Here is a 13876-nt window from a genome sequence, read left to right on the forward strand (position 1 = left end):
TGCGTCCTTGCCGGGTACTATCTTTCTTAAAGGCTCCCTCGCCTGATCGCTCACTCCCGGCACGACCATGACCGACTTCATCCTCACCCTCATCAGCGCCGCATTGATCAACAATCTCGTATTGCAGTTGCCGCTGGGTGTCGACCCGCTACTCAAGGCCTCGCGCCCATCTGACTTCACCCGCTCGCAAGTACATGCATTGGGCATCGCAACTACGTGGATAATGTTTTCAAGCACACTCATCAGCTACCTGCTGTACCGCTATTTGCTGCTGCCGCTGGAGCTGACGTACCTGCGTTTGTTTATATTCCTGCCGGTAAGCGTACTGTTAATCACGCCCTGCATATCCATGTTGTCTCGGTTCTTGCCGCGATTGTCCTTCGACGGGCTGTGGCCACTACTGCTGGGTAACGCCGGGATTCTCGGGTTGGCGATGCTGAGCACACAGGCCGACAAGGGGATTTTCCTCACGCTGGCATTGAGCCTTGGGGCCGGACTGGGCTTCTGGTGGGTACTGAGTTTGTTTCATGATCTTCGTCAACGCATTCACATCCAGGATGTTCCACTGCCTTTTCGCGGCATGCCGATCGAACTGATCAGTGCCGGTTTGATGGGACTGGCCTTTCTCGGCTTCAGTGGGCTGGTCAAACCATGAACCTGATCCAACGTATCGATGCGCTGCTGCCGCAGACACAGTGTGGCAAATGTGGGCATCCCGGCTGCAAGCCCTACGCCGAAGGAATCGCCAGCGGCGAAGCGATCAATAAGTGCCCGCCCGGCGGCGACGAAACCATCGCAGCACTCGCCCGGCTACTGGAAGTCCCTGTCGTACAGTTGGACCTCGATCGCGGCCCCGCGCCAGCGCAGATCGCGTTCATCCGTGAAGCCGAGTGCATTGGCTGCACAAAATGCATTCAGGCCTGCCCGGTGGACGCCATCGTTGGCGCAGCAAAGCTGATGCACACCGTCATCATCGACGAGTGCACGGGTTGCGACCTGTGCGTGGCACCTTGCCCAGTGGATTGCATCGAAATGCACCCGTTGCCACTCAGCGTGATCCCGGTCGTTGGCGGTATGGCGTTTAGCAGCGAACTGCAACAAGCCCGCGCCAGCAAGCGCAACCATGCGCGCCGACGCTTCGAGCTGCGCAACGACCGGCTGCGTCGTGAAGAAGAGCATAAGCAGGCCGAACGGCTGGCCCGCTCCCAACGCCCCGTTCAAACACCCGTAACCACAGCAACGCCTGCACTCAACCCCGTACAGGCCGCCATCGAGCGCATCCGTGCGCAAAAAGCTGCGGCCGATGACCAGGCCCTGAAAAAAGCCAAAATAGCCTTGGCTATGAGCCGGGCGCAGTTGAACAAGTCGCTCAAGGCTTTTGGCCATCCGCCCACCGCCGAACAGCAAGCGCAACTGGTCGTGCTACAGCGCGAATTCGAAGCCGCCGAACACACCTTGATCACGCTCGAAGCAAACGCTCAGACGCAACCCAAGGTCGACACTCATGCCACCGCCTGAAGCAGCCGCCAGCCCGACCGAACAGGTCAGCGAGCGCCTGCAAAAGACCATGAGCCTGGTGTTACTGGCCACGGTGCCCGGCGCTCTGGTGCTTTTGTGGTTTTATGGATGGGGCGTTTTGATCAATTGGCTACTGGCGGCCAGCATGGCTCTGGCAGCCGAGGCCTTGGTGCTCACGCTGCGTCAACAGCCGCTCAGGCCCTCGCTGAGCGACGGTAGCGCACTGGTCAGTGCAACGTTGCTGGCATTCGCCTTGCCGCCGTATTCACCGTGGTGGCTGACACTGCTGGCCAGCGGCTTTGCACTGCTGTGTGGCAAGCACCTGTTCGGCGGAGTAGGAAAAAACCCGTTCAACCCGGCCATGCTTGGGTATGCCTTGGTGCTGGTGTCGTTTCCGCAACAGATGAACCACTGGCCGGCGCCTCACAGCCTGAACCTGATGGGCGGTCTGCAACAGATTTTCGGTTTCAACCTCGGCTCGACGACGCCACCCGATGCCTGGGCTCAAGCCACTGCGCTGGACGCCTTGCGGATCAATAAAAGTCTGACCGTCGACGAGCTGTTCGCAGGCAACCCGTCGTTCGGCCGGTTCGGAGGCAGAGGTGCCGAGTGGCTGAACCTGGCATTCCTGGCGGGCGGTGCATTCCTGCTCAAACAGCGGGTAATCAGCTGGCATGCGCCAGTGGGAATGCTTGGTAGCCTGTTTATCATCAGCCTGCTCTGCTGGAACGGTTCCGGGTCGGATTCCCACGGCTCGCCGCTGTTCCACTTGTTGACCGGTGCAAGCATGCTAGGCGCGTTTTTTATCGCGACAGAACCGGTGTCCGGCCCCAAAAGCCCACGCGCACGCCTATTGTTTGGGGCTGGAGTGGGGGTGATCACCTACCTTATTCGCACCTGGGGCGCCTACCCTGACGGGGTCGCTTTCGCGGTGCTGCTGATGAACCTTACCGTGCCTGCGCTGGAGCGAATGCGGCCTTCCGAAGAAAACCCGGAACCGCGTCATGAATAAACCCTCCAGAGCACTCAGCGTGCTGATCATTACCCTCATCGCCTGTGTCGGCGCGGGCCTGACGATCACTCTGCAACACGGCACAAGCGCGCGAATCATCGCTGCGCGCGAAGCGGCTCAGGCACAAGCGTTTCTATCGATTCTGCCACCAGACAGTTTCGACAATCACCCCTTGCAGCATCCTTTGACCTTGCCTGAGCAAACGCCTGCAACCCAGACAGTCATCGCCGCATATCTTGCAACGCTCGCCGATCAACCTAGCGCGATCCTTTTCCACAGCCGGACGCAGGGCTACTCCGGGACCATCGAGCTGCTGATTGGTGTTTCGACCACAGGCAAATTGATTGGGGTAAAAGCTCTCAAGCAAAACGAAACACCCGGTCTCGGTGCCCGTATCGCTACTGAACCGGGCTGGCTGGCAAGTTTTATCGGCAAATCAATGAGTGAGCCAGCAGAGTCAGGCTGGGCGCTGAAAAAAGACAACGGACAGTTTGATCACATCGCGGGGGCGACGATTACCTCTCGAGCGACTGTCAGTGCGATCCACGAAACACTGCAATTCTTCGATGCCTATCGAGCGCAACTCCTGTCGCCATCCACAGGTAACCCGCCATGAGCGAGCGAGCGCAACATAACAATGATTTCAGCCCCCTTCTTGGCCCACTGAGCCTGACACCACTCCTGGGGATCACTGATTCACTCGTACGGGCCATGGGACTCTTGTTGGTCCTATGGATCGTCGGCGGCCTGCACAATGTGTTGGTCCGGTGGATGCGCCCGCTGTTAAACCCCGGCTCGCACCTGCTCGCCAGCACACTGGTGGCCGCCGCACTGGTCAGTTGCGCTGAACTGGTGTTGCAGGCTCAAGCGCTGGCGCTCTATCAGGGGCTGGGGATCTACCTGGCATTAATCGGCACTCATTGCGTGCTGAGCGAATACACCGGCGAAGCGACTGACGACCGGCCTCGGAATTATCCCAAGCCGATCGTTCTGTTCAGCGTATTGATGCTGAGTCTCGGGCTGCTGCGCGAGTTACTAGGCAACGGCACCCTACTCAGCCATGCCCAGTGGCTGTTCGGCGCAAGCGCGGCATACTGGGAAGTGAGTATATTTTCAGGGGGGCTGCACCTTGCCCTCCTGACGCCTGGAGGGTTTATCTTGCTAGGACTGCTCCTGGCTGCGAGAAACGTCTGGGCAAGCCGCTCAAGCCCAATTCGAACGCCTGATGCCAAGAACATCGACCGACTCTCCGCCTCCAAGGAAACGCTTCAGCCATGAATGCCGCAAAACGCCTGGAAATTTTCCGTCGCCTGCGCGAAGACAATCCGGAACCTAAAACCGAATTGGCCTACAGCTCACCGTTCGAACTGCTGATCTCGGTGATTCTTTCGGCTCAAGCGACAGACGTCGGAGTGAACAAAGCAACCGCACGCCTGTATCCGGTGGCCAATACCCCGCAAGCGATTTACGACCTGGGCGTGACAGGGTTGTCCGAGTACATAAAAACCATTGGTCTCTACAACAGCAAAGCAAAAAACGTCATCGAGACCTGCAGGATGCTGATCGAACTGCACGGTGGCCAGGTACCGCAGACCCGCGAAGCGCTAGAGGCCTTGCCGGGCGTCGGACGCAAAACCGCCAACGTTGTTCTCAACACGGCCTTTCGCCAACTGACCATGGCGGTCGACACCCATATTTTCCGCGTGAGCAATCGCACAGGCATCGCCCCCGGCAAGAATGTGGTCGAGGTGGAAAAGCAACTGATGAAGTTTATTCCGAAGGATTACCTGCTCGATGCTCATCACTGGCTCATCCTGCATGGCCGTTATGTTTGCCAGGCCCGAAAGCCCCGTTGTGGCAGCTGCAGGATCGAAGACCTCTGTGAATACAAGGACAAGACGTCTGACGATTGAGCGATAGAGGTTCCAGGGGGCAATCGATTGAAAAAATCTTTTTTACCCGGTCATGAATTGTCGCTATAAGGTGCGCCAATGACAGCCTAAGCCTGGAGTCACTTTATGAGCACTGGCAAAGAGCAATTGGACACAGAAGACGACTTCGCTACGGTCGAAGCGGATGAGGACGAGCAGGCGCCTGTGGAACAGGCAAAGACCAATTTGAGCAAACGCCGAACCATCGACAACCTTCTGGAAGAGCGGCGCTTGCAGAAGCAACTGGCTGAGTACGACTTCGACCTTTAAAGCATCGAACCTACCCGACCTCAATGCCTGGCGGTCTTTGATTGTAAAGGGTTTTCCCGTATAAAGCCTCTCACTCGCGAGAGGCTTTAGCGATGATCGGTTATCAATATACGACCACGGCAAAGCCTGCTCTCTCTTTCCCGTATTCCTGCTATCCCCGAGCACGGCGAAACGATGTCTCAGACCAGCCCATTGCGCTGAGCGAGTTCAATCAAATCAACCAAAGAACGGGCGTTAAGCTTGAGTAACAGGCGCGTCTTGTAAGTACTGACAGTTTTATTGCTCAAAAACATCCCGTCAGCAATTTCTTTGTTGGTTTTACCGCGAGCCAGCTGCTGCAACACCATCATCTCTCGGCCAGACAGCTGATCGACCATATCTGCCTCACTGGCATTACCCAGGCTTGAGCGCACGGAATGAAGTGCCTGGTTGGGGAAATAACTGTAGCCCGACAACACCGCCTTAATCGCGCTTAGCAACTCAGTGAGATCTTGTTGTTTACAGACATAGCCGGCAGCACCGGCTTGCATGCAGCGCATGGAAAAATGCCCCGGAGCTTGAGAGGTCAGAATCAGCACCTTGAAAGGCAACGTCATCGCTGTCAGACGGGCGATTACCTCCAGCCCGTCCAGCTTCGGGATACCTATGTCAAGAATAACGATGTCGGGCAAATGCTCTCGAGCCAGCTGCAAGGCGTCCACGCCATTATCCGTTTCCGCGATGACCTCATAGCCATGGCGCTCCATTAGCATGCGTACAGCAAGGCGAATGACGGGGTGATCATCCACGATCAGCACTTTATTCATGGGTAAGTCCAATTTTCGCTGTTCGATTTTTTAGAGTCAGCACAATAGCCTAGTCGTTTAGTGCTTTGCATAGCGCCCCCCCCCGAGGACCAACAGCCAGAGACCATTCCTACATATACGACAGATACGCCCTACAAAAGACGCCATGCGTGATGTACTTTTTGATCCTTTTGACAATCGGCAACCCTCGGCGGCGGATGAACTGGTTTCAGTTTTGTTTGCTGATCTCCAGCATCGTGGTTCACGTAATAGAGTTATCAACGTTTGGTCAAGCACAGATCCGACACCTCGATAACTAGTCAATCGAGATTTGGCATTTTCAGTGCTCACTCGGGATCCTGCGAAGCACAAATATAGCCATAAGCCACATTTACCAACGTTTTCAACCCTTACTCCGCGGTGCCTGAAACTGGTTTTTTACAGAGTGTCAGTGAACCATGAACGCACTGATGAACGCACGTGTCGACCCTCTGTCTATTCAGAGATGTGTCGGATTGTCAGACACAATACAGAACACCCGTCATAAATTATTACCTATTATATTGCGGATGTCTCAGCAAAATTTACAAATGTTGAATTTAAAATCCACGTATTTGCACAGCTTTTTTATTATTCTCATCCACTTTAGGAAAAAAGCTACACGACACTCAGAAAAGTCCTAAAGCTCACGCCCTCATTCAACCTGACACCAACAGAAATACTTAATCCAACCGAACTGAATAGATAGCCCGCATCACCGATGCAGACCATTTGCGTTGCCACCTTAAAAGTTTATATAACAAACACGGCACGGTTACGGAGTGCAGACCTGAAGAAAGTCATCGACCTTACAACAAAACGCCTGCCGCCCTATACAAAGAGCTCATCCGACCTAGAGTTAATGCTATTCGTTGAACACTGGCCATACCTGGCGACACGAAGAGGAAACGTACTACATCACATTAAGAATGCCGACCCCTCCAATGTAATAACCTCGCACAACTCGCCAGGTAATTCATATAAAGCGCTTTTTTTCACTTGCAAATTCTATTACCAGTCGTTACTTTTTATTAGCAGCGACTCTATTAGAACGCTTGCCCACCCTATTTAATCGAATCACGGGATAAAGTTACTCATCGAGCCTGCTCACTGTACTGCCCGTGACTCGGTGATTTCATTGATTATTGGGCGGCGCCACTAAACTCGACAACTTAAAATCCGCCACTTTTCAAGAGCCCTTATTTTTCCCGCATAACCGGATCGAAGCGACTCACACCCAATGATGTGCTCACTTCCCCAACAGCATACAAACACAGGCCTATTACCATGAACAATAAAGCCCCCCATTCCCGCTCTAAACATGCGCCTCTGCTGGATTTGGCGACTGCCGTGGACCAGTTCATTCAGCGAGGAGGCGTTATCAATGTTATCCCGACCGGAGAGACTGCAGACACTATCCTGGCGTCAGAAATCCCCCCGCGCCTTGATATAGATCTGGAGGAAGACACCCATAAAAAACTGGAACTATTGAAAAGTTTGGTGGCCAAGGGTGCTGGCGTCAACGCTCTCCAATACTCCCTGAGGATGAACAAGAAAGATGTGAGACGGATGGCCGGGGAACACGGCCTGAAGATATCCTATAGCCGACCTATTCGCGGTATCCAGAATGAAAAAAAGGCAGAGCCTGCTACCGTTGATGACGACATTGCAGGCCACGCCATGCATTATTCCAACTTGGGGTATACGGCATGGGAGATCGCTCAGAAATTGAACTTGAGCGTGCGCCAGGTATGGAAAATCGGGCAGGACTATCGATTTGAATTCAGACAAGCCCGCGACAGAACCGACTCAAGCGACTTGCCTGAGGCGTAACACATTAAGCACCCCGACCGTCATCCGAGCCTGTGCTTGTGGGTAACGCAGCCTAACAAAACAGGTGTAAGCGTGATGACCGCATCACCGTCAGTCTTCATGCCTCGCAACGACCGGCTTTGGTCTTTTCAACCCCTGCCTGCCCGTGCCAGGCAGCCTTAAGCCAGTTGTTAGCCGACGGCATCGAAAAGCCCCACACTGTCCCTCTCTAATAACTAAAGAACTTAGTTATCTATCGCAATTAAATCCGCCCCCGCCGCCACCGTTAAACATACCCGCGTGGGTTTGCCTATTGCAAAAGATCGCACAATCCGCTTAAACAATATTACTCACTGTTCACCTCACATCCACTGACACTACCCTCAGGAACTAACATGAATAAAGACTCCATCACCGGCATGAACCCAGTGCGTATAATTGCCTTGTTCGCAGCGCTCTCCGAAGCCTCCGCCGCCACGGCGCTGCCCTTTCTACACGAGGACAACCAGACCCTTTATGTTTGGTTCCTCATTGTCTTCCCTTGCACCCTGACGCTTATGTTTTTTTTGACATTAAACTTCAACTATAAAGCCCTCTATGCGCCCTCTGACTTCTCCAATGAAAAAAACTTTCTAAAGGTCTCAAAAAAAACCGATCTTTATTCTAAAGACACGCCGCAGCAACCCCCACTCAAAGCGCCTACAAACGGGAATAAGAAGAAATCATTTTCGAAACTCTTGCTCCACCCTGCCAATAGACAGGATGCTTTTTATGGAGGGCCCATCTCCTGTCAGCGCGACTTAAAGAATACCCTATCCCTGCTCACTGTCCAGAACAGCACCTCTCACAGTAACAACCCCCCCTCTGCCCGGTGGATTTTAGTGATTAAAGACTGGGACGAACCGATGCCGCATGATGAACTCATTGAGTTAATTAACCGCTGGGCAAAAAGCACACCACACTCCGACATTTCCGCCGTATGGGTAATTGAATCAGACCGTGTTATTTATCTATGAAAACACCCGAATACACGAGAGCGCTGTTCAACTGTTCGTTGCCCGCCGTAGGAACAATACGACAGGCGCCATGGACAACTCTAGAATTAACAACACTTCATTTACTTAATTGCGTAGGCGTTTACCGTGAACACCCACCGAATTATCTTCCAACGCCGTCCGACCGACGATGAAGACCTTAAGCCTCTTAAGACGCGAGCCCTGAGAAATCAAAACCCAAACTATTCCTTTGAATGAGTGACGCGACGCCTCGTATCTAAAAAGCGACTAGTGTAATGAGAAGCCGCCTGCGAATGCCCTCAGCCTTAAAAACTGACGAGCCAACGCTAACGTAAAAACACCGCGCACCGTCAAGGTCCCTCATCCAATTGAGCAGAGCATACAATGACGCTATTAAAAGATTATCACGACACCCAAAAAGCGCTTGAGCAACAACTGTCGTTGCTGGCGTCACTCAAAAAAAATTCATCCTTAATAAAGGAGCTTGAGTTCGAGAAAAAAATCAAAGCGCTGATGACGCGCTACCGTAAAACGCCGAAAGACTTGATTACACTTTTCGACACCACAGCACCGCTCACTAACACGACTGTTCACGAACGTCCTGTCACGTACGCAACGGGGGCCAAGAGACTAAAGAAGACACCAGAATCAAAGCCTCAGTGATCCATTTCACGGGTGCACCCGAGACTGCAGAGTTGAATCACAGGACGACTTGGCAGTCCCTATGCGATGACCTGGCAGCGCTGAAAAGCGTTGCCAGACTCAAATTCAACGCTGGCCCTTGACCCGCTTCCATTGGAAAAATGGGTCAAGGGCTATATCGCTTCCGTGCACGAATACCTCAAACAAACCTTGGTTTATTCAATGGCCCCCGGCACCGGCCATCAGAACAACTTACGGCCTTTGTTTGCAGCAATGCGCATGCGCAGAGCATTCAATTTGATAAAGCCGGCTGCGTCCGCCTGATTGTAAGCGCCGCCGTCCTCTTCAAACGTCGCAATATTTGCATCGAACAACGACTCGTCGGATTTACGACCTGTCACGATGACATTGCCTTTATACAGCTTCAGACGCACAACGCCGTTCACGTGGGCCTGAGACGCGTCGATCATCTGTTGCAACATCAGACGCTCAGGGCTCCACCAGTAGCCGGTGTAAATCATGCTGGCGTACTTAGGCATCAACTCGTCTTTGAGGTGAGCGACTTCACGGTCCAGGGTGATTGACTCAATGGCGCGGTGAGCGCGCAGCATGATGGTGCCACCCGGTGTCTCATAGCAGCCACGAGACTTCATGCCCACATAACGGTTCTCGACGATATCCAGACGTCCGATACCGTTTTCGCCGCCGATGCGGTTCAGGGTGGCCAATACTGTCGCAGGCGTCATATCTACGCCGTCCAGCGCCACGATATCGCCATTGCGATAGGTCAGCTCAAGATACGTTGCAACGTTCGGCGCGTCCTCTGGGGACTTGGTCCAGCGCCACATGTCTTCTTCGTGCTCAGTCCAGGTGTCTTCCAGCACGCCGCCTTCATAGGAGATGTGCAGCAGGTTGGCATCCATGGAGTACGGCGACTTCTTCTTGCCGTGACGCTCGATCGGGATGGAGTGCTTTTCAGCGTAATCCATCAGTTTTTCGCGCGACAGCAGGTCCCATTCACGCCATGGAGCAATCACCTTGACGCCTGGCTTGAGGGCATAGGCGCCCAGCTCGAAACGAACCTGATCGTTACCTTTGCCGGTGGCGCCATGGGAAATGGCATCAGCGCCGGTTTCGTTGGCGATTTCGATCAGACGTTTGGCGATCAGCGGACGTGCGATGGAGGTACCCAGCAGGTACTCGCCCTCGTAGACGGTATTGGCGCGGAACATCGGGAATACGAAATCGCGCACGAACTCTTCGCGAAGATCGTCAATGTAGATTTCTTTCACGCCCATGGCTTTTGCCTTGGCGCGGGCGGGCTCGACTTCTTCGCCTTGGCCCAAGTCAGCAGTGAAAGTCACTACTTCGCAGTTGTACGTGTCCTGCAGCCACTTGAGGATTACCGAAGTATCCAGGCCACCGGAATACGCGAGAACCACCTTGTTTACGTCCGCCATGCCATCACTCCACCGGGTTGTACGGAAAACCGGTGATTCTACCGCTCAAACCTGTCAATTTACAGAGGCGCGACAGCTTGTGACGACGAAGCGACAGTTAGTGTCGAGAGTACGACCGATTCATGCCGCTCAGGACGTGGCAGCGGCATTGCTCGCAGCCGCAACAGGTGTGGGCTCATCAGGCGCGACACGTTCCAGCTGGATGTTGACCCGACGGTTGCGTGCACGGTTGGCGGCATTGGTGTTGGGCACCAGCGGATACCGCTCGCCATGAAAGCGCAGGGTTATCTGCTTTTCCTGCACACCTTGAGTCTTGAAGAAGTCCATCACCGCCAACGCCCTGCGCCGCGACATATCACGATTGGTCAGGCGGTTACCGCTGTTATCCGAATGGCCATCGAGTTCAATGTGGTTAACGGTGGGATCGGCTTTTAGGAACTCAGCGATGACCTGCAGCTTTGCCCGCGCTGGCGCATCAAGATCGACGCCGTTGCCTGGGAAGCCTATCTGCGCCTGCTTGACCTGTTCGAAATTCATCGGTAGCAACTTGGTGGTACAGGCTTGGTAATCGCTGAACGCCTTGTTGAACCTGACCGGTAACAGCCGCACTTCCACAGCACTATTACCCTCTTGAGAGTAATGACGAATAACCGGACTGCGACCTTCAAGCAAGCCTGCCATCAGGCGCCCGGCCTGGCCCTGGGAGCTATTGAATGGAATGCCGCCATTGCTTACTTTGACCGAGCCCAGATTGATATCACCGCGCCCCGGCTGCCAGGGCGCTGCCGCCGCCAACAGGGTCGCAGAACCCGAGCCGAGCATACTGCCAGTAGCCTTGAGACGAAACGTGGCCTGCTCACCCGCGCGGCGCACGAATTCGCCCACACCGAAATCGGTGATGGGTTGGGTCAGGCGACACTCGAATTTGTCACCTTCGACTTTCCATTCGATACTTTCCAGACGCGTCTGGAAGGTGATAGCCACTGCCGGCAGACTGGCAAACACGCTGAGCAAGGCTAGATAACGCTGGCGCACGGGAGGCTCCACTAGAAAACTGCATACGTCTGGCTATCGGTAACTTCCCGGAAAACTTGATAGCGAGTGCCTGGAAGAGTCTTTTCCGGTAGCATTCCCAGCGAGTTTGACCCGCCTGGAATCCCCAATGTCTGACCGCCTGACCCTTCTGCGTCCCGACGACTGGCACATTCACCTCCGTGATGGAGCTGTTTTGCCTCACACCGTCGCTGACGTAGCGCGTACTTTTGGACGCGCAATCATCATGCCGAACCTGGTGCCTCCCGTGCGTAATGCACAGGAAGCTGACGCCTATCGCCAGCGCATTCTTGCTGCGCGCCCGGCAGGCAGCCACTTCGAACCGCTGATGGTGCTGTACCTGACCGACCTGACCCAGCCGCAGGATATACGCGCGGCCAAGGCCAGCGGGTTTGTCCATGCCGCCAAGCTGTACCCGGCCGGGGCAACCACCAACTCCGATTCCGGCGTCACCAGCATCGACAAAATTTTCCCAGCGCTCGAAACCATGGCTGAAGTCGGCCTGCCGCTTCTGGTCCACGGGGAAGTGACCCGTAGCGAAATCGACGTTTTCGACCGTGAAAAAATCTTCATCGATGAGCATTTACGTCGAGTGGTTGAACGCTTCCCAACGCTGAAGGTGGTTTTCGAACACATCACCACCCGCGAAGCCGTGCAGTTCGTCAACGACGCTTCGGCGAACGTCGGGGCGACGATCACCGCCCATCACCTGCTTTATAACCGCAACCACATGTTGGTCGGCGGCATTCGCCCGCACTTCTATTGCCTGCCGATTCTCAAACGCAACACTCACCAGGAAGCATTGCTCGATGCCGCCACCAGTGGCAGCGCGAAATTCTTCCTCGGTACCGATTCAGCGCCTCACGCCCAGCAAGCCAAAGAAGCGGCGTGCGGCTGTGCCGGTTGCTACACCGCTTACGCTGCCATCGAGCTGTACGCCGAAGCGTTCGAACAACGCAACGCCCTGGACAAACTGGAAGGTTTTGCCAGCGTTCACGGCCCGGCGTTCTATGGCCTGGCACCCAACCGCGACACCATAACGCTGGTCCGTGATGAATGGACCGCACCTACCAGCCTGCCGTTTGGCACGCTGTCCGTAATTCCGCTGCGCGCCGGTGAAAAACTGCGCTGGCGCCTGCTAGAGGAACACGCGTGAGCGAAGATCATTTCGACGACGAACAGGACGGTCATGGCGGCGGAGGCGGAGGCGGAGGCGGCTCTCGGCACCCGATGGCTGCCCGTTTCCGCGGCTATCTGCCGGTCGTTATCGACGTAGAAACCGGCGGATTCAACTCGGCGACCGATGCGCTGCTGGAAATCGCCGCAGTCACGATCGGCATGGACGAAAAAGGCTTCGTGTTCCCTGAGCACACTTACTTCTACCGCGTTGAACCGTTCGAAGGCGCCAATATCGAAGCTGCCGCGCTGGAGTTCACCGGGATCAAGCTCGATCACCCGCTGCGCATGGCTGTCAGCGAAGAAACTGCGCTGACCGACATCTTCCGTGGTGTTCGCAAAGCCTTGAAAGCCAATGGCTGCAAACGTGCGATTCTGGTGGGGCATAACGCCAGCTTCGACCTCGGCTTCGTAAATGCTGCAGTCGCGCGCCTGGACATGAAGCGCAACCCTTTCCACCCGTTCTCCAGTTTCGACACCGCGACCCTAGCGGGTCTGGCTTACGGTCAAACCGTGCTCGCCAAGGCCTGTCAGACCGCGGACATCGACTTTGATGGCCGTGAAGCACACTCAGCCCGCTACGACACCGAAAAAACCGCAGAACTGTTCTGCGGCATCGTCAACCGCTGGAAACAAATGGGTGGCTGGGAAGACTTCAACGACTGAAGCCTGTCCTGCTCTACAAAAACCGGCCCACGTGGCCGGTTTTTTATGTGCGCCATCACGTGTTTTATAGGAGATGCAGCGCAGTGTTCTGGACGCAAGGAGCGCGCTTAAACCCGTTTCCGGGATAGGATTAATTTATCTACCCCCTCCCCCATCATTCCCTGCCAGGAGCCGACAGCTCTACTCCGGCGCTCAGACACTCGGCTTTGACAAGCATTCTCATTACGATTAGTATCCCCAGCACTGAGTCATCAACCAGCGACGGTTCTCACTTATGTATGTCTGCCTCTGCCAAGGTGTTACTGATGGGCAAATCCGGGACGCGATCCTTGAGGGTTGCTGCAGTTACCGTGATGTCCGCCAAACGTTAGGCGTCGCCAGCCAATGTGGCAAATGCGCGACCGTTGCCAAAGCCGTGGTGCGTGAAACCCTGACGGAGCTGCAAAGCAGCCAGGTAATGCTGGCCTACCCCGCAGAGTTTTCAGTTGCCTGAATG

16 protein-coding genes are annotated in these 13876 nt (G+C 54.9%); 13 read left to right on the top strand and 3 right to left on the bottom strand.

The features are described from left to right. Nucleotides 1–67: 67 nt before the first annotated feature. The 7 genes from QN399_RS00715 (at nucleotide 68) to QN399_RS00745 (ending at nucleotide 4731) form a co-directional block, all read left to right on the top strand. The gene (locus tag QN399_RS00715) at nucleotides 68–655 is read left to right on the top strand and encodes an Rnf-Nqr domain containing protein (protein ID WP_322181400.1); all 588 of its coding nucleotides are present in this window, start codon (nucleotides 68–70) and stop codon (nucleotides 653–655) included. Continuing rightward, nucleotides 652–1518, top strand: a complete 867-nt coding sequence (rsxB, locus tag QN399_RS00720) for an electron transport complex subunit RsxB (protein ID WP_322181403.1) — start codon at nucleotides 652–654, stop codon at nucleotides 1516–1518. Before QN399_RS00715 ends, rsxB begins: the two co-directional genes overlap by 4 nt. After that, a complete protein-coding gene (locus tag QN399_RS00725; protein ID WP_322181405.1) occupies nucleotides 1505–2530 on the top strand; it encodes an RnfABCDGE type electron transport complex subunit D in 1026 nt (341 codons plus the stop codon). Before rsxB ends, QN399_RS00725 begins: the two co-directional genes overlap by 14 nt. Continuing rightward, a complete protein-coding gene (locus QN399_RS00730; RefSeq protein ID WP_330200386.1) occupies nucleotides 2523–3146 on the top strand; it encodes an RnfABCDGE type electron transport complex subunit G in 624 nt (207 codons plus the stop codon). The genes QN399_RS00725 and QN399_RS00730 overlap by 8 nt, the downstream gene beginning before the upstream one ends. Then, complete coding sequence (locus tag QN399_RS00735; protein WP_322181409.1) at nucleotides 3143–3808, top strand: Rnf-Nqr domain containing protein; 666 nt, start codon at nucleotides 3143–3145, stop codon at nucleotides 3806–3808. Before QN399_RS00730 ends, QN399_RS00735 begins: the two co-directional genes overlap by 4 nt. Next, entirely contained in the window at nucleotides 3805–4443 is a 639-nt protein-coding gene (gene nth, locus QN399_RS00740) for an endonuclease III (RefSeq protein WP_322181411.1), read from the top strand. Before QN399_RS00735 ends, nth begins: the two co-directional genes overlap by 4 nt. A 105-nt stretch (nucleotides 4444–4548) precedes the next feature. Next, on the top strand, nucleotides 4549–4731 hold the full coding sequence (locus QN399_RS00745) for a PA3496 family putative envelope integrity protein (RefSeq protein WP_322181413.1): 183 nt from the start codon (nucleotides 4549–4551) through the stop codon (nucleotides 4729–4731). Nucleotides 4732–4910: 179 nt separating this feature from the next. Here the strand turns inward: QN399_RS00745 and QN399_RS00750 are convergent, their stop codons facing one another. Beyond that, on the bottom strand, nucleotides 4911–5537 hold the full coding sequence (locus tag QN399_RS00750; RefSeq protein WP_330200387.1) for a response regulator transcription factor: 627 nt from the start codon (nucleotides 5535–5537) through the stop codon (nucleotides 4911–4913). 1305 nt (nucleotides 5538–6842) lie between these two features. Between QN399_RS00750 and QN399_RS00755 the strand changes: the two genes are divergently transcribed. The 3 genes from QN399_RS00755 to QN399_RS00765 all read left to right on the top strand — a co-directional run bounded on the left by QN399_RS00755 (nucleotide 6843) and on the right by QN399_RS00765 (nucleotide 9046). After that, nucleotides 6843–7388, top strand: coding sequence for a hypothetical protein (locus tag QN399_RS00755; protein ID WP_322181417.1), 546 nt, complete (start codon nucleotides 6843–6845; stop codon nucleotides 7386–7388). A 374-nt stretch (nucleotides 7389–7762) separates the two neighbouring features. Continuing rightward, entirely contained in the window at nucleotides 7763–8383 is a 621-nt protein-coding gene (locus QN399_RS00760; protein WP_330200388.1) for a hypothetical protein, read from the top strand. 384 nt (nucleotides 8384–8767) lie between these two features. Continuing rightward, nucleotides 8768–9046, top strand: coding sequence for a hypothetical protein (locus QN399_RS00765; RefSeq protein ID WP_322181421.1), 279 nt, complete (start codon nucleotides 8768–8770; stop codon nucleotides 9044–9046). A 221-nt stretch (nucleotides 9047–9267) separates the two neighbouring features. Here the strand turns inward: QN399_RS00765 and QN399_RS00770 are convergent, their stop codons facing one another. Both QN399_RS00770 and QN399_RS00775 read right to left on the bottom strand, forming a co-directional pair. Then, the gene (locus tag QN399_RS00770) at nucleotides 9268–10485 is read right to left on the bottom strand and encodes an argininosuccinate synthase (RefSeq protein ID WP_219064177.1); all 1218 of its coding nucleotides are present in this window, start codon (nucleotides 10483–10485) and stop codon (nucleotides 9268–9270) included. Between the two features lie 129 nt (nucleotides 10486–10614). Next, a complete protein-coding gene (locus QN399_RS00775; protein WP_322181423.1) occupies nucleotides 10615–11520 on the bottom strand; it encodes an OmpA family protein in 906 nt (301 codons plus the stop codon). A 127-nt stretch (nucleotides 11521–11647) separates the two neighbouring features. Between QN399_RS00775 and pyrC the strand changes: the two genes are divergently transcribed. From pyrC to QN399_RS00790, 3 genes are all read left to right on the top strand, one after another. Beyond that, complete coding sequence (gene pyrC / locus QN399_RS00780) at nucleotides 11648–12694, top strand: dihydroorotase (protein ID WP_322181425.1); 1047 nt, start codon at nucleotides 11648–11650, stop codon at nucleotides 12692–12694. Next, nucleotides 12691–13380, top strand: coding sequence for a ribonuclease T (gene rnt / locus QN399_RS00785; RefSeq protein WP_322217601.1), 690 nt, complete (start codon nucleotides 12691–12693; stop codon nucleotides 13378–13380). The genes pyrC and rnt overlap by 4 nt, the downstream gene beginning before the upstream one ends. A 274-nt stretch (nucleotides 13381–13654) precedes the next feature. Beyond that, entirely contained in the window at nucleotides 13655–13873 is a 219-nt protein-coding gene (locus tag QN399_RS00790) for a bacterioferritin-associated ferredoxin (RefSeq protein ID WP_322181429.1), read from the top strand. The last annotated feature ends 3 nt before the right edge of the window (nucleotides 13874–13876 follow it).

The organism is Pseudomonas sp. 10C3 (assembly GCF_036346185.1).
In the GTDB taxonomy this organism is placed as follows: Bacteria; Pseudomonadota; Gammaproteobacteria; order Pseudomonadales; family Pseudomonadaceae; genus Aquipseudomonas.